This window comes from Streptomyces sp. NPDC056222 (assembly GCF_042264065.1).
Classification (GTDB): Bacteria; Actinomycetota; Actinomycetes; order Streptomycetales; family Streptomycetaceae; genus Streptomyces.
Window position 1 is genome coordinate 1 of sequence record NZ_JBHJTL010000062.1, and the last position, 16,890, is coordinate 16,890.

Consider the following 16,890-nt stretch of genomic DNA (forward strand, 5'->3'; position numbering starts at 1 on the left):
CGTGAAGAACGCGCGGCCCGCGTCCAGCCGTTCGTCGGGCGGCCGTCCTGTCGTCGGCGGGCTGTCGGTCCCTTGTCGGTCTTCTGTCGGTGCCTTGTCGGTGGCGGCTGTTCTCATGGGGGCATGACGCGATCCGCACACAACGCCGTCGAGGTACGAGGCCTCGTGAAGCACTACGGCGAGACGAAGGCCCTCGACGGGGTCGACCTCGACGTCCGGGAGGGCACGGTTCTCGGCGTGCTCGGCCCGAACGGGGCGGGCAAGACCACCCTCGTCCGCTGCCTGTCCACCCTCATCGTCCCGGACTCCGGGACCGCCACCGTCGCCGGCTACGACGTGGTGAAGCAGCCCCGCCAGCTCCGCCGCACGATCGGCCTCACCGGCCAGTACGCCTCGGTCGACGAGAAGCTCTCCGGCTGGGAGAACCTCTACATGATCGGGCGGCTGCTCGACCTCTCCCGCAAGGACGCCCGGCGCCGCGCCGACGACCTCCTGGAGCGGTTCTCGCTCACCGAGGCCGCCAAGCGGCCCGCGATGCAGTACTCCGGCGGCATGCGCCGGCGGCTCGACCTCGCCGCCTCGATGATCGGGCAGCCCGCCGTCCTCTACCTGGACGAGCCCACCACCGGCCTCGACCCGCGCACCCGCAACGAGGTCTGGGACGAGGTCAAGCGCATGGTCGCCGAGGGCGTGACCGTGCTGCTGACCACGCAGTACATGGAGGAGGCGGAGCAGCTCGCGAGCGAGCTGACCGTCATCGACCGGGGCAAGGTCATCGCCAACGGCAAGGTCGACGAGCTCAAGGCCCGCGTCGGCGGCCGCACGCTCACGATCCGCCCGGTTGACCCGGCCGACCTGCCCGCGATGGCCGGCGCGCTGCGGGAGTCGGGCCTGGACGGCATCGCCGGCTCGACCGTCGTCCCCGACGAGGGCGTGCTGTACGTCCCGATCCTGAGCGACGAGCAGCTGACCGCCGTCGTCGGCCTGCTGGGCGCGCGTGGCTACGGCATCGCCCACATCGGTACACACCTGCCCAGCCTGGACGAGGTCTTCCTCGCCATCACGGGCGAGAAGACCACCGTTTCCGACACGACCCTCGAGGAGGTCGCCGCGTGAGCACCACGACGACCACAGAGCTCACCAAGGCTCCCGTCGACGCGCCCGGGCCGTCGCCGGTGCGCACGCACCCCGGCGGCGAGGGCCGGATCGGCCTGCGCGCCAACCTCCGCCACATCGGCGCCCTGGCACGGCGGAACGCGCTGCAGATCAAGCAGGACCCGGAGTCGATGTTCGACGTCATTCTGATGCCGATCATCTTCGTCCTGCTCTTCGTGTACGTCTTCGGCGGCGCGATCGCCGGCAAGGGAAACAACGACGACTACGTCAACTACGTGGTCCCCGGCCTGATGGCGATGATGGGCATGAACATCGCGATGGCCGTCGGCACGGGCATCAACGACGACTTCAAGAAGGGGGTCATGGACCGGTTCCGGACGATGCCGATAGCCCGGTCCTCCGTCCTCATCGCGAAGATCGTCGTCGAGATCGGCCGGATGCTGATCGCCACCGCGATCCTGCTCGGCATGGGCTTCCTGCTGGGCCTGGAGATCAAGGGCTCGATCCTGGACCTCTTCGGCGCCATCGCTCTGTCCATGGTCTTCGGCGCCTCGCTGATGTGGATCTTCATCCTGCTCGGTCTCGCGATGAAGACGGCCCAGGCCGTCCAGGGAATGGCCATGATCGTTCTGATGCCGCTGCAGTTCGGCTCCTCGATCTTCGCCCCGCCGACCTCGATGCCCGGCTGGCTGGAGACCTTCACCGACTACAACCCGCTCTCGAATCTCGCCGACGCCGCCCGCGCCATGATCAACGGCACCCCCGTCGGCGACTCCGTGTGGATGACGCTCGGCTGGGCCGTGGTGATCACGGCAGTGACGGCGCCGCTCGCGGTCGCCAAGTTCCGCAAGAAGACCTGAGTCCTACGGATTTCAGGGCTCGGCGCGCCCGTTGATCGCGTCGGCGCCGCGTGCGAGCAGGGCGGTGGCCTCCTCCAGGGAGAGGCCACCGCCTTCGGCGTATGCGGACTCGAAGGCCCCGTCGCCGAGCACGGAGCGGGACAGCCGGGTCGCCGCCTCCAGGCTCTCCCGCTCGAGCGGGGAGAGTGTGTGGCCCTTCGGGAGCAGCCCTTCCCGGGCGCCGAGGAGCCGGGCCCCGAGCACCGCGACGGCGCCGCCGAGACCGCTCAACGCCCAGGCCGCGGTGGTCAGATGGGCCGCCGGCATCTGCGGGGCGACCGCCATCGACAGGGCTCCTCGCGAACGCTCCAGGGCCTCCCGCACATGCGGGAGCGCGTCGGCGTACCTCCCGTCCAGGTTGTCCAGCCAGGCCAGGCTGCCGAGAGTGAACCCCTCGAAGATGGAGAGGGTGACGGAGTCGAACTCCCGCAGAAGCGCGGTCAGATGCTCGCGCGCCTCGGCGGTACGGCCGGTGCGGCCGAGGAGGACCGCGAGGAAGATCCGGGCGGCGAGCATCGGTTCGTGCCCGGGGTGACCGGTCTCCAGGACCTCCCGCAGGATCGCCTCGCCCTCCTCGGCCCGGCCGGTCAGCGTGAGCATGTCGGCGTAGCGGGCGCGCAGCAGGGTCTTCTGGGACTGGGCGCCGATCCTCTCGGCGTACTCGATGGCGGCGGCGAAGTCCTGCGCCGCGGCCTCGAAGTCGCAGCGCTTCTCGTGGGCCTCGCCGCGCGAGGCGAGGGCCTCGGCGGCGCCCCAGTCGTCGTCGAGACGGAGGAAGATCCGCAGGCTCTCGTCGGCGTCGGCGCTCGCCGGGACGGCGGAGTCGGACCGGTTGGCGAGGATGTTGGCGCGCAGTTGGAGGGCGCTGGCGAGTTCCCAGTCGTAGCCGTGGGTGCGGCACGCCTCGACGGTGGCGTCCAGGCGCTCGCGCATCCGGCCGACCTCGCCGGTGAGCAGCACGGCGAAGACGGCGAAGAAGCCGGGCAGTCGGCAGGTCTGCGGCAGCCCGGGGCGGTACATGGCGGTGATCCGGCGCAGTCGCTCGCCGCCCTCGGGGGTGGTCCACCGGCCGGTCTGGTAGTCCATGTTGAGCAGCTCGACCAGCCGCACCCCGCGGCGGGCCTCCCACAGCAGCTCCTCGCTCAGCGGCGGCGGTGCGGCGGTGCAGGGCTCGAAGAGCGGGGTCACGGGCGGCGCGTCCGGCCCGAAGGGGTCGGGCCCGAGGGCGGCGACGGCCTCGGCCCAGTGCAGGGCGTCGGCGCGCAGATCCCACATCTGCCAGTACCAGAGCAGGCAGTGGACGAGCACGAGGGCCTCGTGCTCGTCGCGGGCGGCGACGGCGCGGCGCAGGGCCGTGCGCAGGTTCTCGTACTCGGTGCGGAACCAGGCCATGGCGCGGAGCTGGCCGCCGCCCCGGAGCTCGGGGTCGGTGAGGCGGGCGAGTTCGCGGTAGTGGACGAGATGGCGCCGCTCGGTCTCCGCCCGCTCCCCCGCCTCGTCGAGGCGCTCGCCGGCGTACTCGGCGACGGTCTCCAGGAGGCGGTAACGCATCGTCCCGTCGTCGGCGGGCGTGGCGACGACCAGCGACTTGTCGACGAGCGACCCGAGGAGGTCGAGGACGTCGTCCGGGGCGGTGCCGCACACCGACTCCGCCGCCTCCAGGTCGCAGCCGCCCGTGAAGGCGGACAGGCGGCGCAGGACGGCCCGTTCGGGCGCGTCGAGCAGATCCCAGGACCAGTCGACCACCGCGCGGAGGGTCTGCTGCCGGGGCAGGACGGTACGGGCTCCCGAGGTGAGGAGAAGGAAGCGGTCGTCGAGGCGGTCGGCGATCTGGCGCGGTGTCAGCAACCGGAGCCTGGCCGCCGCCAGCTCGATCGCGAGCGGGAGGCCGTCGAGGCGCCGGCAGATCTCGTCACACGCCTCGGGGTCGTCGCCCGGGTCGAAACCGGGCCGGGCCGCGGCCCCGCGCTCCCCGAGCAGACGCAGCGCGCTCTCGGGCGGCAGCGGCTCCACGGGGCGCAGGAACTCCCCCGGGACGCCGAGCGGTTCGCGGCTCGTGGCGAGGACCGTCACACCCGGGCACCGGGCGAGGAGCGACTCCGCGAGGGCCGCGGCCGCGTCCACCAGGTGTTCGCAGTTGTCCAGGATCAGCAGGAGCCGGCGCGAGGCGCAGTGTTCGACGAGGCGTCCGAGCGGGGTGTCGGTACCGCGCAGCTCCTCGGCGCCGGCGCCGCGCAGCACGGTCTCGCGGGCCCCGACGGCGCCGAGCACGGCCTCGGTGACGGCCTCGGGGTCGGTCACGGGCGCGAGTTCGGCGAGCCAGACCCCGTCCGGCCACGCCCCGCCGACGGCGGCGCGCTCGGCCCCCTCCTGCGAGAGCCGCGTCTTCCCGGCCCCACCGGGCCCGAGAAGGGTGACGAGCCGGCTGCCGTACAGATCGTCCCGGAGCTGCGCGATGTCCTCCCCGCGCCCGACGAAACTGGTGAGCCGCGCACGGAGATTCCCGGGGCGGGGTGGGGCGGCGGGACGGTTCGGCTCCGCGAGGGGTTCCGACGCGCGCCCCGCGACGGCGGCCTGTGCCGACGCAGGACCCGGCCCCCGGACGAGACCGCCGGGACGGGCCACCGCGGCCCCGGATCCACCCGGCCCCGCGGGGTCACCGGATCCGCCCGGCCCGGCGGGCGCGACGGCTTGGCGGGCAGCGCCCCGTACCCCGTCCCGTACCCCGTCGGTGTACGGCCCCTGCCCCGGGCCCGCCGGCCGGGCCTCCGGCTCCGGCGACAGCAGCTCCGCGTGGAGGGCGCGCAGGGACGGGGACGGGTCCGCGCCCAGGCGGTTCGCCAGGTCGCGGCGGAAGGACTCGTACGCGGCGAGAGCCTCCGCCGCGCGGCCCGTGTCGCGGAGGGCGCGGATGCGCAGGGCCTGGAGGGGCTCGTCGAGCGGGTGGGCCTCGCAGAGCGCGGCCAGCTCGGGGAGGACCGATGCGGCCTCGCCCAGTGCGAGGGCGGTGCCGAGGCGGGCCCGGCGGGCGTCGAGGCGGCGGGCCTCCCAGCGAGCGGCCTCCGCCGTGCGGTCCGGCAGGTCGGCGAGCGCGGGCCCGCGCCACAGGGCGAGTGCCTCGTCGAGCAGCTCCGCCGCCCGCACCGGGTCGCCCGCGCCGAACGCCCGTACGCCCTCCCCCGTCAGCCGCTCGAAGCGGTGCGCGTCCACGTCCTCGGGTGCGGCCGCCAGCCGGTAGCCGCCCGGGGACGACTCCACGGCCTCCCGCCCGAGCGCCCGCCGCAACCGGCCCACCAGGGCCTGGAGCGCCGCGGCGCCGTCGGCGGGCGGGGCACCGTCCCACACCTCGTCGACGAGGACGCCGACCTGCACGGTCCGCCCTGCGCGCAGGGCCAGTACGGTCAGCAGCGCCCGCAGCCGGGCCCCGCCGAGAGCGACGGGGGTGCCGTGGACGGTGTGGACCTGGGTAGGGCCGAGGACGGAATAGCGCACAGGCCCTATTCTCCGTGAGCCGGGGATCATCGCAGGAACTCACCCCCACCCCGGCACGTTTCCCGCACACACCCCGCCGCGCCCCAGGGAGTCCCACCGATGACGACGGCCATCACCCGTAGCCACGAGCGCAGGATCAGCCCGGTCTTCCTGGCGATCCTCGCTGTCATGGCGGTCACCGGCTGGGCCGTGTGGACCGGCTTCGCGGCCTCCCCCGGCGTGGCGATCTTCCTCTTCGTGACCTCGGCGTGGATCGTCTCGCTCTGTCTCCACGAGTACGCGCACGCCCGCACCGCGCTGCACGGCGGGGACATCACGGTGGGGGCGAAGGGGTACCTCACGCTCAACCCGCTCGCCTACACCCACGCCGTGCTGAGCATCATCCTGCCGGTGCTCTTCGTGATCATGGGTGGTATCGGTCTGCCGGGCGGCGCGGTCTTCATCGAGCAGGGCCGGGTCAAGGGCCGCTGGAAGCACAGCCTGATCTCGGCGGCGGGCCCGCTGACGAACGTCCTGTTCGCGATCGTGTGCACGGCGCCGTTCTGGCTGGACGCGCTGGACGGCGTTCCGCTCGCCTTCCAGTACGCGCTGGCCTTCCTGGCGTTCCTCCAGGTGACGGCCGCGCTCCTGAACTTCCTGCCGGTGCCGGGCCTCGACGGCTACGGGGTCATCGAGCCCTGGCTGTCGTACAAGATCAAGCGGCAGATCGAGCCGTACGCGCCGTACGGCTTCTTCATCGTGATCGCACTGCTCTTCGTCCCGGCGATCAACGGCGCGTTCTTCGACGCGATCGACGCGCTGATGCGGGCGCTCGGCGTGCCGGAGATCTCCCGCTACTGCGGCTCGAACCTCTACCGCTTCTGGCAGGAGACGCCGGAGCTCTGCGAGGTCTAGGCGGTCTCGGTGGCCTTGGCGCGGCGGATGTAGTACCAGGCCATGTTGGAGGAGAGGCCGGCGAGGAGCACCCAGACGACGCCGAGCCAGCTGCCCGAGACGAAGGAGACGACGGCCGCGGCGACGGCGAGGGCGCAGACGGCGAGGGCGTAGAGAGCGAGGCGGGGCATGGGGGTCGGCTCCTGTCCGGGTACGGCTGATGGTGCCCGTCCAGTGTCCCCCATGCCCCCGACCGCTCGGGCCCCGGTCAGACGTCGGTGACGCGCAGGCCCGCGTGGGCCTTGTAGCGGCGGTTGACCGAGATCAGGTTGGCGACCAGCGACTCGACCTGGTGGGCGTTGCGCAGTCGGCCGGCGAAGACGCCGCGCATCCCGGGGATGCGGCCGGCGAGCGCCTGGACGATCTCGACGTCGGCGCGCTCCTCGCCGAGAACCATCACGTCCGTGTCGATCTCGTCGATCGAGGGGTCCTGGAGCAGGACGGCGGAGAGGTGGTGGAAGGCGGCGGCGACCCGGGACTCGGGCAGCAGGGCGGCGGCCTGCTCGGCCGCGGAGCCCTCCTCCGGCTTGAGGGCGTAGGCGCCCTTCTTGTCGAAGCCGAGCGGGTTGACGCAGTCGACGACGAGCTTGCCGGCGAGTTCGGCGCGCAGCGACTCCAGGGTCTTGGCGTGCCCGTCCCACGGAACGGCGACGATCACGATGTCGCTGCGGCGGGCGCACTCGGCGTTGTCGGCGCCCTCGACGCCGAGGCCCAGCTCGTCGGCGGCGGTCTGCGCGCGCTCGGCGGCGCGGGAGCCGATGATCACCTTCTGGCCGGCCTTCGCGAGCCGGTAGGCGAGACCGCGGCCCTGGTCGCCGGTACCGCCGAGGACACCGACGACGAGACCGGACACGTCCGGGAGGTCCCAGGGGTCCTTGGGGGCGGGGGCGGGAGTGGAGGAAGTCATGGCCTCGACATTACTGGCCGGTGGTGACGGCGCGTCTCCCGTACGGGTGGTTCCTCGGCAACCGGCCTCGCGCACGGCGCGGCTGCGGCAGGATGCGGCCCCATGGATGCCGTACGGGTCGCGTTGCTGCGGGAAGTGCTGGCCGGGACCGCGTGGCCGGCCGCGGCCCGCGGCTTCGCGGGTTCGCTCCGGTCCTCCGTCGTCCCGCACGGGGGCGGGCTGCTCCTGGTGGGGACGGCGGGGTACGAGCCGTGGCATCTGACGGCGCATCTCGTGGACGAGGCGACCTGGTCGGGGCAGCCGGAGCTGGCGCCGACGCTGGTGCGCCACCAGGTACGGCCCGGCGATCCGGCGCACCTGGCGGTGGGGCTCGGCCGACTGGAGGCGGCGCGGCGCGGGGCGACGCTGCTCATGGTGGCGCCGGAGCGGCCCGACGCGGGGGTGCTGGAGCGGGTCCACGACGCCCGAAGGGCGGGGGCGACCGTGCTCTCCCTGGACGCCGGCGACCCGGAGGTCCGCGGCCTGGCCCACGAGACGCTGACAGTGGCCGCGGACTCGGAGGTCGACCTGGACACCGTGCAGCACCTGGTGAGCGCGGCGGCCGGCGAGAACAGCCTGCCCTCCCCGCGCGGTCGCCGCCGTTTCCGGGACCGGCTGTCCCGCCTGGCCGACCACTTGACGTCACCACCGCCGCAGGGCTGGTAGCGCGGGGCCTCGACGCCGTAATTCGGTTGCCGTGCGAACGAGCGCCGCCGGAGCATGGCACCTCGTGACCTCGAAGCTCTCCGCCGTGCTGCCCGATCTGACGCCGTGGCGGTCCTCCCGCGACTTCCGGTTGCTCTGGGTCCAGGGGCTCGTCGCCTTCTTCTCCAGCGCCGTGGCGATGATCGCGCTGCCGCTGCAGATCAAGGATCTGACCGGATCGCCGCTCGCCGTCGGCGCGATGGGCGCGGTCGAGCTGGTCCCGCTGGTCGTCTTCGGACTCTACGGCGGTGCGCTCGCCGACGCCGTCGACCGGCGCAAGGTCCTCGTCTCCACCGAGGCCGGGCTCGGGCTGTTGGCCCTGCTCCTGCTCCTCAACTCGCTCCTGCCCGAACCGATGCTCTGGCCGCTGTACGTCGTCGCGGCCGGCGTCTCCGCGCTCGCCGGGCTCCAGCGCCCGGCCCTGGACTCACTGCTCGCCCGGATCGTGCCGCACGACCAGCAGACCGCCGCCGCGGCGCTCAACTCGCTGCGCTGGCAGATGGGCACCATCGCCGGACCGGCCCTCGCGGGCCTGCTGGTGGCGTACGCCGGTCACGCCCCCGCGTACGGCGTGACGATCGCCGGTTTCCTCGTCTCCGTACTCCTGTGTCTGCGGCTCTCCCCCGCACCGCCCGCGCACGACGCGGACAAGCCGTCGCTCCGCGGGATCGTCGAGGGAGCGCGGTACGCCTGGTCACGGCCGGTGCTGCTCGGTACGTACGTGATCGACCTCGCCGCCATGTTCTTCGCCTTCCCCAACACGATCTTCCCGTTCCTCGCGGACGAGCTGGACGCGGACTGGTCGCTGGGCCTGATGTACGCCGCGGGCTCGGTCGGCTCGCTCGTCCTCGGCCTGACCAGCGGCTGGACCTCGCGGATCCGCCGGCACGGGCTTCTGGTGGTGTGCGGGGCGACGGCCTGGGGGCTGGCGATCGCGGCGGCCGGCTGGTTCTCGAACATCTGGCTGGTGCTGCTGTGCCTGGCGTTCGCGGGCGCCGGCGACATGGCGAGCGGCCTGGGCCGCGCCACGATCTGGAACCAGACGATCCCGGAGGAGCTGCGCGGCCGGCTCGCCGGGATCGAGGTCCTCTCCTACAGCGTCGGGCCCCAGCTGGGCCAGGTCCGGGCGGGCGCCATGGCGGGCTGGACGGGGACGCGGGCCGCGGTCTGGTCCGGCGGCGTGGCCTGCGTGGCCTCGGTGGGCCTGCTCTGCCTGACGCTGCCGAAGCTCCTCATGTACGACTCCGACACCGACGAGGACGCGCTGCGCCACAAGGCCGCGCAGGAGGAGCGGGAGGCACGGGACGCGCGAGAGGCCGGGACCGGGGCCCCGGCCTGACGAGCGGTCCGTCGGGCAACGCCTAGTCCGGCGGCTCGGTCGGCTTCGGGGTGTCGTGCCACTTCGGGTCGGTGTCCCACTCCAGGTTGCGCTCCTGCGCACTCTCCATCGCGTGGGTCGCCTCCTCGCGCGTGGAGTACGGGCCGAAACGGTCCTTGGCCGGGCACTCCGGGCCTTCTTCGACCTTGCGGTGCTGCAGGCAGTAGTACCACTCGCCCGGTTTGCCCACCGTGCGCTTCTTGAACAGGGCCATCGTCGGCTCCTTCCTCTGAGGCCATGCTGCCCCAGTCGCGGTCGTTAGACTCGCTGACATGTCTGGCCAGTCGCTGCTCGTACCGGGGGAGATCTCCCCCCACCGCTCCGTTCCGGGAGCCATCCGCCGTCCCGAGTACGTGGGGAAGCCCGCGCCCACCCCGTACACGGGGCCCGAGGTGCAGGATTCCGACACCGTCGAGCGGATGCGGATCGCCGGCCGCATCGCCGCGCAGGCGATGGAGGAGGCCGCCAAGCACATCGCGCCGGGTGTGACCACGGACGAGCTGGACCGGGTCGCGCACGAGTTCATGTGCGACCACGGGGCGTACCCCTCCACCCTCGGCTACCGCGGCTTCCCGAAGTCGCTCTGCTCCTCGGTCAACGAGGTCATCTGCCACGGCATCCCCGACTCCACCGTCCTCAACGACGGCGACATCGTGAACCTGGACGTCACGGCGTACATCAACGGGGTGCACGGCGACAACAACGCCACCTACCTCTGCGGCGATGTGGACGAAGAGTCCCGGCTGCTGGTCGAGCGCACCCGCGAGTCGCTCGACCGGGCCATCAAGGCCGTCAAGCCGGGCCGTCAGATCAACATCATCGGCCGGGTCATCGAGTCGTACGCCAAGCGCTTCGGCTACGGCGTCGTGCGCGACTTCACCGGGCACGGCATCAACTCGTCCTTCCATTCCGGGCTGATCGTCCCGCACTACGACTCCCCGCACGCCACCACGGTCATCCAGCCCGGCATGACGTTCACGATCGAGCCGATGCTGACGCTCGGGACGCACGAGTACGACATGTGGGACGACGGCTGGACGGTCGTGACCAAGGACCGCAAGCGGACGGCGCAGTTCGAGCACACGCTCGTCGTCACGGACACCGGGGCCGAAATTCTCACGTTGCCCTGAGCCCGTGGCGGGGTAGCTTTTTACCGACAGGTCGTCGGGAACCAGTTGACTTAGGTAAGCCTAAGTAGCAGTATCGCAGCAGGTTCTCGTCCCCATCGGTCCCGGAGGCACGCCTTGGACACGCCCTTCTCGACGCTCATCCGCACGGCCTCGCACGAACAGCACACCGAGGCCGAGACGTCGACCTTCATGAGCGACCTCCTCGGGGGACGTCTCGCCGTGGACGCCTACACGCGGTACACGGAGCAGCTCTGGTTCGTGTACCGCGCCCTGGAGGACGGCGCCGAGGCGCTGAGGAACGACCCGGTGGCCGGGCCCTTCATACAGCCGGAGCTGTTCCGCACCGCCGCCCTGGAGCAGGACCTCGCCCATCTGCGGGGCCCGGAGTGGCGGGCGGGACTCACGCCCCTGCCCGCGACCGTCGCGTACGCCGCCCGCGTGGCGGAGTGCGCGCGGGAGTGGCCGGCGGGCTATGTGGCGCACCATTACACGCGCTACCTGGGCGACCTCTCCGGCGGTCAGATCATCCGAGACAAGGCCGAGCGCACCTGGGGCTTCGCGCGCAAGGGCGACGGGGTCCGGTTCTACGTCTTCGACGAGATCACGAACCCGGCGGCCTTCAAGCGGGGCTATCGGGAGCTGCTCGACGCGGTGAACGCCGACGATCTGGAGAAGCAGCGGATCATCGACGAGTGCAAGCGCGCGTTCGACTTCAACGGCGCGGTGTTCCGGGAGCTGGGAGTCGAGTTCCCGCTCAGCGCGTGAGCCGCGTCAGCGCGTGAGCCGCCTCGGCACGTGAGGCGCGTCAGCGCGTGAGGCGCCTCGGCGCGTGAGGCGCCGGCGTGTGGACGCCGGCGCCACCGTATGAGCGTCAGCGCGGGAGGGTGACGCTCCGCTCGATGCGGACCCGTCCGCCCAGCTCGATCACGCCGTCGGGGCCGGGTGCCGTCAGGATCTGCGACCCCCGGCCCTGGGTGATGTTCAGGGCCCGGCCCAGTTCGGCGGTGAGCAGCAGGGCGGCCGCGCCGGTCGCCTCGTCCTCGTCGATGCCGTCCCCGCGCCCCGGGAACCCCCGCGCCCGAATACGTCCGGCCGCCTCGTCCTCCCAGGCCCAGGCGTAGATCCACTCCCCGGGCTCGGGCACGTCCAGCGCCTCGACCTCGGCGGCCGACCCGTACCGCCGCAGGGTCCGCGGCGGGGCCCACTCCGCCCGCGCCTCGATCCAGGTGAACTCCCCGTCCCCGCGCACCCAGACCTCGCCCGCGGGCGGGCGGACGACCTCCACATCGAGCAGCCAGGCCGCGCCGACGAGCGGGTAACCGGCGAACGGCAGCCGCACCCCGGGCGTGTAGATGTCGACATCCCCACGCTCGGGGTCGTCGACGAACACGGTCTCGCTGAAACCGAGCTCCTTGGCGAGCGCCTGCCGGGAGGCCTCGTCGGGATACGTGCGCCCGTCGCGTACGACACCCAGGGCGTTGCCGTACCGGCCGTCGCCCGCGCAGAAGACCCGCAGGACGTCGATGTCGGTGGCGCTACTCGTCACGGTCGTGTGCATGGCGGAATTCAAGCATCCAGGCGTCCCATTCCGCCGGTCCACCGGGAATCGGCCAGGCACGGGTCGCGGCTTCCTCGTACGGGATCGATGCGGCGTAGTCGTTGAGGCCGCGCAGGGAGGCCGTGCGCTGCCGCTCCGGGTCGGGGCCGCGGAAGGCGCGCGTCCGCAGCTCCTCCTCGTACTCGGGGAGTGCCGCGAACCGCTCGGCCGTCGTCTCCGCGTCCTCCGCCATGGCCAGGACGACCGCGTGCGGCGCGCGATCCTCGGCGAGCGCCGCGACGGCACGATCGTGCCCGTCGAGGAGCAGCCAGCCGTCGAGGGTGGTGATCCACCACAGCAGTACGGGCGCGAGAGTGCCGTCCCTGGCCCGCTTGCGGTACGCCTTGACGCGAGGAGCGTCCGGGGGCGACAGCTTCCGCAGCGGGACGACGCCGTTCCAGCCGTTCCTGTCCCAGTCCAGGTGTCCGCACGGCCACGCCGTGACGAAGTCCTCGCCCCAGACGTACGGCGGGAACACGTCCCGGGTACCGAACATCCAACGCCCCGGATGCAGGGGCCCGTCGTCGGAGGCTGCCAGCCGATCGGCGTACCGGCGCTGCCAGTCGGGCATCGGCCGGGATTCGTCGGCCCGTACCGGCGGCAGGGGTGAGCGGTACCCCGCGCGGCGGTGAAGCATGATCCCGTGCCGGTCCTCGTCGACGCGGGCGAGCAGCACCGGCCGTCCCGCCTGGCGGAGCAGCATCCCGCGACCGTCCGTCGTCTCCCAGCGCAGTGCGGGCGGTTCGGCCCCACCCTCCGCGCGGTACACCGGTCCGAAGGGGCTCTCCCGGAACAGTCGCATGCCCGCACGCTAGCCGCGCACGCGGCAGGGCCGCACCGCCTTTTCCGGGGGTGCGGCCCTGCCTGTGGAGGGTGGCGGCCTTTCAGGAGCTGGTCGTCCCGCGCCGCACCCCGCTCACCGTCGGCAAGGCACGCGCCTGAAGTCAACCGGCCCGAACCGACGGAGCTTCAGGTCACGGTGTGGGTGCTCTATCCGATCCCGGCGCTCGCGCCGTCCCCGACCCCGGTAGGGTCGGGTCCGTCCGTGCCGGTGAAGAAGCAGAAGGCGATCGATGAGAAGGCTGAGGCGACCGTCGAGGGCACTCGTGGCGACGACGGCGGCGACCGTGCTGGCGCTGACGGCGAGCGGCTGCGTGACGGTGCACGGCGAGCTGGAACTGCTCCCGGCGGCGACGAAGAGTGAGGCCGAGCAGGCCCTCAAGGACTTCACCGACGCCTACAACAAGGCGGACAAGGCGTACGACCCCGCGCTGGACGCCGGCCGGGTCACCGGACCGCTCGGGGCGATCAACCAGGCGGGTCTGAAGTCCCGTTCGATCACCAGTCCCAACGGCAATGCCAACCACCGCCCGCTGGAGCTGACGGACGCGAAGTTCGTGCTGCCGAAGAAGGCGGGCTGGCCCCGCTGGTTCGTCGTGGACACCGACTCCAACCGGGACACCGACCAGGGCAGCGGCGACAACCGCTGGCTCCTGGTCTTCGTGCGCAACGGCTCCGAGCAGCTGTGGGAGGCCGCGTATCTGGCGATCCTGACGCCGGACGAGATCCCCGCGTTCAAGACGGACGGCGGGTTCGCGGTGCCGGTCGACGCGGACTCCGCCGAACTCGCTGTGGCGCCCAAGGACCTGGGCCGGAACTATGTCTCGCTCCTCGGCGGCGGGGAGCAGGGCCAGTTCGCGGCGGGGCCGCACACCACCGAGTGGCGTGACGAGCGGCAGAAGGCCGCGAAGCGGGTCGGCATGGCGACGCAGTACATCGACCAGGTCACCGACGCCGGGGACTTCGCGCCGCTGGGCCTCGCGACCGAGGACGGCGGGGCGCTGGTCTTCTTCGCGACGCGCTACTTCGAACGGCAGACGGCGGCGCAGGGCTACCGGCCGAAGGTCACGCCCGATGTGAAGGCCCTGCTGACCGGCGAGGTGAAGAACACGGTCACCAAGGAATGGGTGTCGAGCCAGGCCGTCCTCGTGAAGCCGACGGGCACGGAGCAGGACGGGGTCACGATCGCGGGCCGGCTGCAGGGCGTGACGGGGGCGAAGGGCTCGTAGCGCCGGTTTCGCCACCCCGCTCGAGACGCCCGTTCTTCGTCGCCCGCTCGTAGCGGCCGCGGGATCGGACCCCGGGTTGGTCACGCCGGATCCCCGCCTCCCGCTTCGTACTCCCCCGAGGCCGCCGTCCCTCAGCGGCGGCCGAGCGGCCAGGCCACCTCGTGCCCGGTGTGCTGCTCACCCTGCTCGGCGGCGTGCCGGGCGCAGGCGTCGGTGAGGGTCTCCAGCAGGTTCAGCGGGTCGGGCAGGGCGTGCTCGGGGCCGCGGACCCAGGCGAGAGCCGGCTGCTCGTCCTCGTCACCGATGAGCCGGGCCGGTGGTACGAGGACGTAGCTGCCGCGGCAGTGCCAGCGCAGCCCCGGATGCTCGTCCATGGTCTCGGGATGGCAGTCCAGCTCGCAGGGCCACCACTCGTCCTCGTCCTCGGGGGTGCCGCGGGTGGCGGTGAAGAAGAGCATCCGGCCGCCGTCGCCCGCGCTCTCGGCGGATTCGGCGACGGGCCCGACGTCGATGCCCTGGGCGAGCAGTCGCTCCAGGGCGGCGCGGCCGGCCTCCAGGGGGACGTCGAGGACGTCGTGGACCATGCCGGTGGCGGTGATGAAGTTCGCCTCGGGCTCGCCCAGTGCCCAGCGCTCGATCTGGGCGCGGTCGGTGGTCGACTGGGTCTGCCAGGCGAAGGAGACGGGGTGCCGGGCCGGGGTCGGACAGCCGATGCGTTCACAGGAACAGCGGTACCCGACGGGGTACGCGGCGGGGGCGAGGGGCAGGCCTGCGGCAGCGGCGTCCAGGAGCAGCTTCACACGGTGGTTCTCGTCGTCCGCCGCTGTGCGCTTGGGACGCCTGCGCAGCCACTGCGCGAGTTTGCTCTCCGTGCCGCGGTAGCGGCCGATACCGTCGCCCATCTATCCCCTCACACCTGCGCTAGCCCGTTGTGCTCGCCCGTTCGGCTCTGCCCATCGTCGCATCTTCCGCTGCCTCAGGTGACCGGAGTCCCCAACCGGGGTACGTACCGGGGTTACGCCCTGGGCGCGAGCCCGCGCAGCGCGTAGTCGACGAGGGTGTCGGCGTAGGCGTGGGTGAGCGGCAGCGTGCGGTGCAGCCAGCGGTGGTTCAGGGGGCCGACGAGGAATTCGAGGGCGATGCGGGGGTCAACGGCGGGGTCGATGTCCCCGGCGGTCTGGGCGGCCTCGATGCGGCGTACGTAGTGCTGGAGCTGAGGTTCCAGGAGTCGCTCCACGAACTGGGCGCCGAGTTCGGCGTTGACGATGCCCTCGGCGGCGAGGGCGCGGGAGGGGGCGTCGTACGTGGGGTTGTTCAGCTCGTCGACGGTGGCGCGGAGCACGTACTTCAGGTCGGCGGCGAGGTCGCCGGTGTCGGGGATCTCACTCTCGGCGTCGCCGCCGAGAGCCTCGTTGGCCTGCGCGGCGAGGTCGAGGAAGGCGTCGAGCAGGACGGCGGCCTTGGAGGGCCACCAGCGGTAGATGGTCTGCTTGCCGACACCGGCGCGGGCGGCGATGCCTTCGATGGTGGTCTTGGTGTAGCCGGCCTCGGAGACGAGGGCGAGGGCGGCGTCGAAGATGGCGCGGCGGGAGCGTTCGCTGCGGCGGGAGGCGTCGGGGGCCTTGGTGTCGGACATGCGTCCAATCTAGCAGCAGGCGAGACGCCGCGTCTCGCTACGTGATGTTCAGTCGAACCACCCGAACGGTCCACTGCGCTGAGGCGACGGAAGGCGGACCATGGGCTCCGTCCGACCATCTCACTTCGTCCGTGAGGAGCCCTCATTGCGCCTGACTCCGCGCGAGGCCTCGCCCCGCCGTTATCTGATGTGCCCACCCACGCACTTCAAGGTGACGTACTCCATCAACCCCTGGATGGACCCCACGAAACCGGTCGACCTGCCGCTCGCCCTCGCACAGTGGGAGGACCTGCAGGCCCGCTACGTCTCGCTCGGCCACACCGTCGAGCTCCTCGACCCGGACCCCGGCCTGCCGGACATGGTCTTCGCCGCGAACGGCGCGACCGTGGTGGACGGGCGGGTGCTGGGCGCGAAGTTCGCCTATCCGGAACGTACGGACGAGGCGGCGGCGCATCGGGACTGGTTCAGCAGGAACGGTTACCCGGAGGTGTGGGTACCGGAGCACGTGAACGAGGGCGAGGGCGACTTCGCGGTGACCGCGTCGTGGATCCTGGCCGGCCGCGGCTTCCGCTCCAGCCCACTCGCGCACCACGAGGCACAGGAGTTCTTCGGGCGCCCGGTCATCGGCCTGGAGCTGGTGGACCCGCGCTACTACCACCTGGACACGGCGCTGTGCGTCCTGGACTCGGAGGGCGACGAGGTCATGTACTACCCCGACGCCTTCTCCGCCGGCAGCCGGGCGGTCCTCGCCCGGCTCTTCCCCGACGCGCTGCTGGCGGCCGAGGCCGACGCGGGGGCGCTGGGTCTGAACGCGGTGAGCGACGGCCGCCACGTCCTGCTGCCGCAGGCGGCGGTGGGGCTCTTCGCCCCGCTGCGTGAGCGGGGCTTCGAGCCGCTGGGGATGGACCTGTCGGAACTCCTCAAGGGCGGCGGCAGCGTGAAGTGCTGCACCCAGGAGCTGCGCTCCTGACACCGCGGGGGCGATGCCC

The 16,890-nt window shown here is 72.3% G+C and carries 17 protein-coding genes; 9 read left to right on the forward strand and 8 right to left on the reverse strand.

The window, feature by feature from the left end; all coding sequences use genetic code 11:
* Positions 1 to 123: 123 nt before the first annotated feature.
* Both ACFC0D_RS25605 and ACFC0D_RS25610 read left to right on the forward strand, forming a co-directional pair.
* Positions 124 to 1,116: an ATP-binding cassette domain-containing protein gene (locus tag ACFC0D_RS25605; RefSeq protein ID WP_376440272.1), complete on the forward strand. Its 993-nt coding sequence runs from the start codon at positions 124 to 126 to the stop codon at positions 1,114 to 1,116.
* Positions 1,113 to 1,976, forward strand: coding sequence for an ABC transporter permease (locus ACFC0D_RS25610; RefSeq protein ID WP_376440275.1), 864 nt, complete (start codon positions 1,113 to 1,115; stop codon positions 1,974 to 1,976). The genes ACFC0D_RS25605 and ACFC0D_RS25610 overlap by 4 nt, the downstream gene beginning before the upstream one ends.
* Positions 1,977 to 1,988: 12 nt before the next feature.
* Here the strand turns inward: ACFC0D_RS25610 and ACFC0D_RS25615 are convergent, their stop codons facing one another.
* Positions 1,989 to 5,507, reverse strand: coding sequence for a BTAD domain-containing putative transcriptional regulator (locus ACFC0D_RS25615; protein ID WP_376440278.1), 3,519 nt, complete (start codon positions 5,505 to 5,507; stop codon positions 1,989 to 1,991).
* Between the two features lie 99 nt (positions 5,508 to 5,606).
* Here ACFC0D_RS25615 and ACFC0D_RS25620 point away from each other — a divergent pair, with 99 nt between their 5' ends.
* Positions 5,607 to 6,401 (forward strand): site-2 protease family protein, encoded by a 795-nt coding sequence (locus tag ACFC0D_RS25620; RefSeq protein ID WP_376440281.1) that lies wholly within the window; start codon positions 5,607 to 5,609, stop codon positions 6,399 to 6,401.
* Here ACFC0D_RS25620 and ACFC0D_RS25625 read toward each other — a convergent pair.
* Together ACFC0D_RS25625 and npdG are read right to left on the reverse strand one after the other, a co-directional pair.
* Entirely contained in the window at positions 6,398 to 6,625 is a 228-nt protein-coding gene (locus ACFC0D_RS25625; RefSeq protein WP_376440283.1) for a hypothetical protein, read from the reverse strand. The genes ACFC0D_RS25620 and ACFC0D_RS25625 overlap by 4 nt on opposite strands.
* A gap of 23 nt (positions 6,626 to 6,648) precedes the next feature.
* Complete coding sequence (gene npdG, locus ACFC0D_RS25630; RefSeq protein WP_376440286.1) at positions 6,649 to 7,347, reverse strand: NADPH-dependent F420 reductase; 699 nt, start codon at positions 7,345 to 7,347, stop codon at positions 6,649 to 6,651.
* Between the two features lie 102 nt (positions 7,348 to 7,449).
* Here npdG and ACFC0D_RS25635 point away from each other — a divergent pair, with 102 nt between their 5' ends.
* Together ACFC0D_RS25635 and ACFC0D_RS25640 are read left to right on the forward strand one after the other, a co-directional pair.
* Positions 7,450 to 8,052 carry a hypothetical protein gene (locus tag ACFC0D_RS25635; protein WP_376440288.1) on the forward strand — a complete coding sequence of 201 codons (603 nt, stop codon included), beginning with the start codon at positions 7,450 to 7,452 and terminating at the stop codon, positions 8,050 to 8,052.
* A 64-nt stretch (positions 8,053 to 8,116) separates the two neighbouring features.
* Entirely contained in the window at positions 8,117 to 9,430 is a 1,314-nt protein-coding gene (locus ACFC0D_RS25640; protein ID WP_376440290.1) for an MFS transporter, read from the forward strand.
* A gap of 22 nt (positions 9,431 to 9,452) precedes the next feature.
* Here ACFC0D_RS25640 and ACFC0D_RS25645 read toward each other — a convergent pair whose 3' ends face one another.
* Entirely contained in the window at positions 9,453 to 9,683 is a 231-nt protein-coding gene (locus ACFC0D_RS25645; RefSeq protein ID WP_376440293.1) for a hypothetical protein, read from the reverse strand.
* A gap of 58 nt (positions 9,684 to 9,741) precedes the next feature.
* On the opposite strand from ACFC0D_RS25645, the gene map reads away from it, so the two are divergent.
* Entirely contained in the window at positions 9,742 to 10,599 is an 858-nt protein-coding gene (gene map / locus ACFC0D_RS25650; RefSeq protein WP_376440295.1) for a type I methionyl aminopeptidase, read from the forward strand.
* A 114-nt stretch (positions 10,600 to 10,713) separates the two neighbouring features.
* Positions 10,714 to 11,364, forward strand: a complete 651-nt coding sequence (locus ACFC0D_RS25655; RefSeq protein WP_376440298.1) for a heme oxygenase (biliverdin-producing) — start codon at positions 10,714 to 10,716, stop codon at positions 11,362 to 11,364.
* A gap of 106 nt (positions 11,365 to 11,470) precedes the next feature.
* Here the strand turns inward: ACFC0D_RS25655 and ACFC0D_RS25660 are convergent, their stop codons facing one another.
* Together ACFC0D_RS25660 and ACFC0D_RS25665 are read right to left on the reverse strand one after the other, a co-directional pair.
* The gene (locus tag ACFC0D_RS25660) at positions 11,471 to 12,157 is read right to left on the reverse strand and encodes a PhzF family phenazine biosynthesis protein (protein WP_376440301.1); all 687 of its coding nucleotides are present in this window, start codon (positions 12,155 to 12,157) and stop codon (positions 11,471 to 11,473) included.
* Complete coding sequence (locus ACFC0D_RS25665; RefSeq protein WP_376440303.1) at positions 12,135 to 12,998, reverse strand: hypothetical protein; 864 nt, start codon at positions 12,996 to 12,998, stop codon at positions 12,135 to 12,137. Before ACFC0D_RS25665 ends, ACFC0D_RS25660 begins: the two co-directional genes overlap by 23 nt.
* 271 nt (positions 12,999 to 13,269) lie before the next feature.
* Between ACFC0D_RS25665 and ACFC0D_RS25670 the strand changes: the two genes are divergently transcribed.
* On the forward strand, positions 13,270 to 14,265 hold the full coding sequence (locus tag ACFC0D_RS25670) for a hypothetical protein (RefSeq protein WP_376440306.1): 996 nt from the start codon (positions 13,270 to 13,272) through the stop codon (positions 14,263 to 14,265).
* Positions 14,266 to 14,396: 131 nt separating this feature from the next.
* Here the strand turns inward: ACFC0D_RS25670 and ACFC0D_RS25675 are convergent, their stop codons facing one another.
* Together ACFC0D_RS25675 and ACFC0D_RS25680 are read right to left on the reverse strand one after the other, a co-directional pair.
* Positions 14,397 to 15,167 carry a bifunctional DNA primase/polymerase gene (locus tag ACFC0D_RS25675; RefSeq protein ID WP_329121201.1) on the reverse strand — a complete coding sequence of 257 codons (771 nt, stop codon included), beginning with the start codon at positions 15,165 to 15,167 and terminating at the stop codon, positions 14,397 to 14,399.
* 113 nt (positions 15,168 to 15,280) lie between these two features.
* Complete coding sequence (locus tag ACFC0D_RS25680) at positions 15,281 to 15,901, reverse strand: TetR/AcrR family transcriptional regulator (protein ID WP_376440309.1); 621 nt, start codon at positions 15,899 to 15,901, stop codon at positions 15,281 to 15,283.
* A 145-nt stretch (positions 15,902 to 16,046) separates the two neighbouring features.
* On the opposite strand from ACFC0D_RS25680, the gene ddaH reads away from it, so the two are divergent.
* Entirely contained in the window at positions 16,047 to 16,871 is an 825-nt protein-coding gene (gene ddaH, locus ACFC0D_RS25685; protein ID WP_376440311.1) for a dimethylargininase, read from the forward strand.
* The last annotated feature ends 19 nt before the right edge of the window (positions 16,872 to 16,890 follow it).

Coding starts and splice junctions, on each gene's coding strand:
- ACFC0D_RS25605 (WP_376440272.1), top strand. CDS start 124: ATGACGCGATCCGCACACAACGCCGTCGAGGTACGAGGCCTCGTGAAG.
- ACFC0D_RS25620 (WP_376440281.1), top strand. CDS start 5,607: ATGACGACGGCCATCACCCGTAGCCACGAGCGCAGGATCAGCCCGGTC.
- ACFC0D_RS25625 (WP_376440283.1), bottom strand. CDS start 6,625: ATGGGGGACACTGGACGGGCACCATCAGCCGTACCCGGACAGGAGCCG.
- npdG (WP_376440286.1), bottom strand. CDS start 7,347: ATGACTTCCTCCACTCCCGCCCCCGCCCCCAAGGACCCCTGGGACCTC.
- ACFC0D_RS25635 (WP_376440288.1), top strand. CDS start 7,450: ATGGATGCCGTACGGGTCGCGTTGCTGCGGGAAGTGCTGGCCGGGACC.
- ACFC0D_RS25645 (WP_376440293.1), bottom strand. CDS start 9,683: ATGGCCCTGTTCAAGAAGCGCACGGTGGGCAAACCGGGCGAGTGGTAC.
- map (WP_376440295.1), top strand. CDS start 9,742: ATGTCTGGCCAGTCGCTGCTCGTACCGGGGGAGATCTCCCCCCACCGC.
- ACFC0D_RS25660 (WP_376440301.1), bottom strand. CDS start 12,157: ATGCACACGACCGTGACGAGTAGCGCCACCGACATCGACGTCCTGCGG.
- ACFC0D_RS25665 (WP_376440303.1), bottom strand. CDS start 12,998: ATGCGACTGTTCCGGGAGAGCCCCTTCGGACCGGTGTACCGCGCGGAG.
- ACFC0D_RS25670 (WP_376440306.1), top strand. CDS start 13,270: ATGAGAAGGCTGAGGCGACCGTCGAGGGCACTCGTGGCGACGACGGCG.
- ACFC0D_RS25675 (WP_329121201.1), bottom strand. CDS start 15,167: ATGGGCGACGGTATCGGCCGCTACCGCGGCACGGAGAGCAAACTCGCG.
- ACFC0D_RS25680 (WP_376440309.1), bottom strand. CDS start 15,901: ATGTCCGACACCAAGGCCCCCGACGCCTCCCGCCGCAGCGAACGCTCC.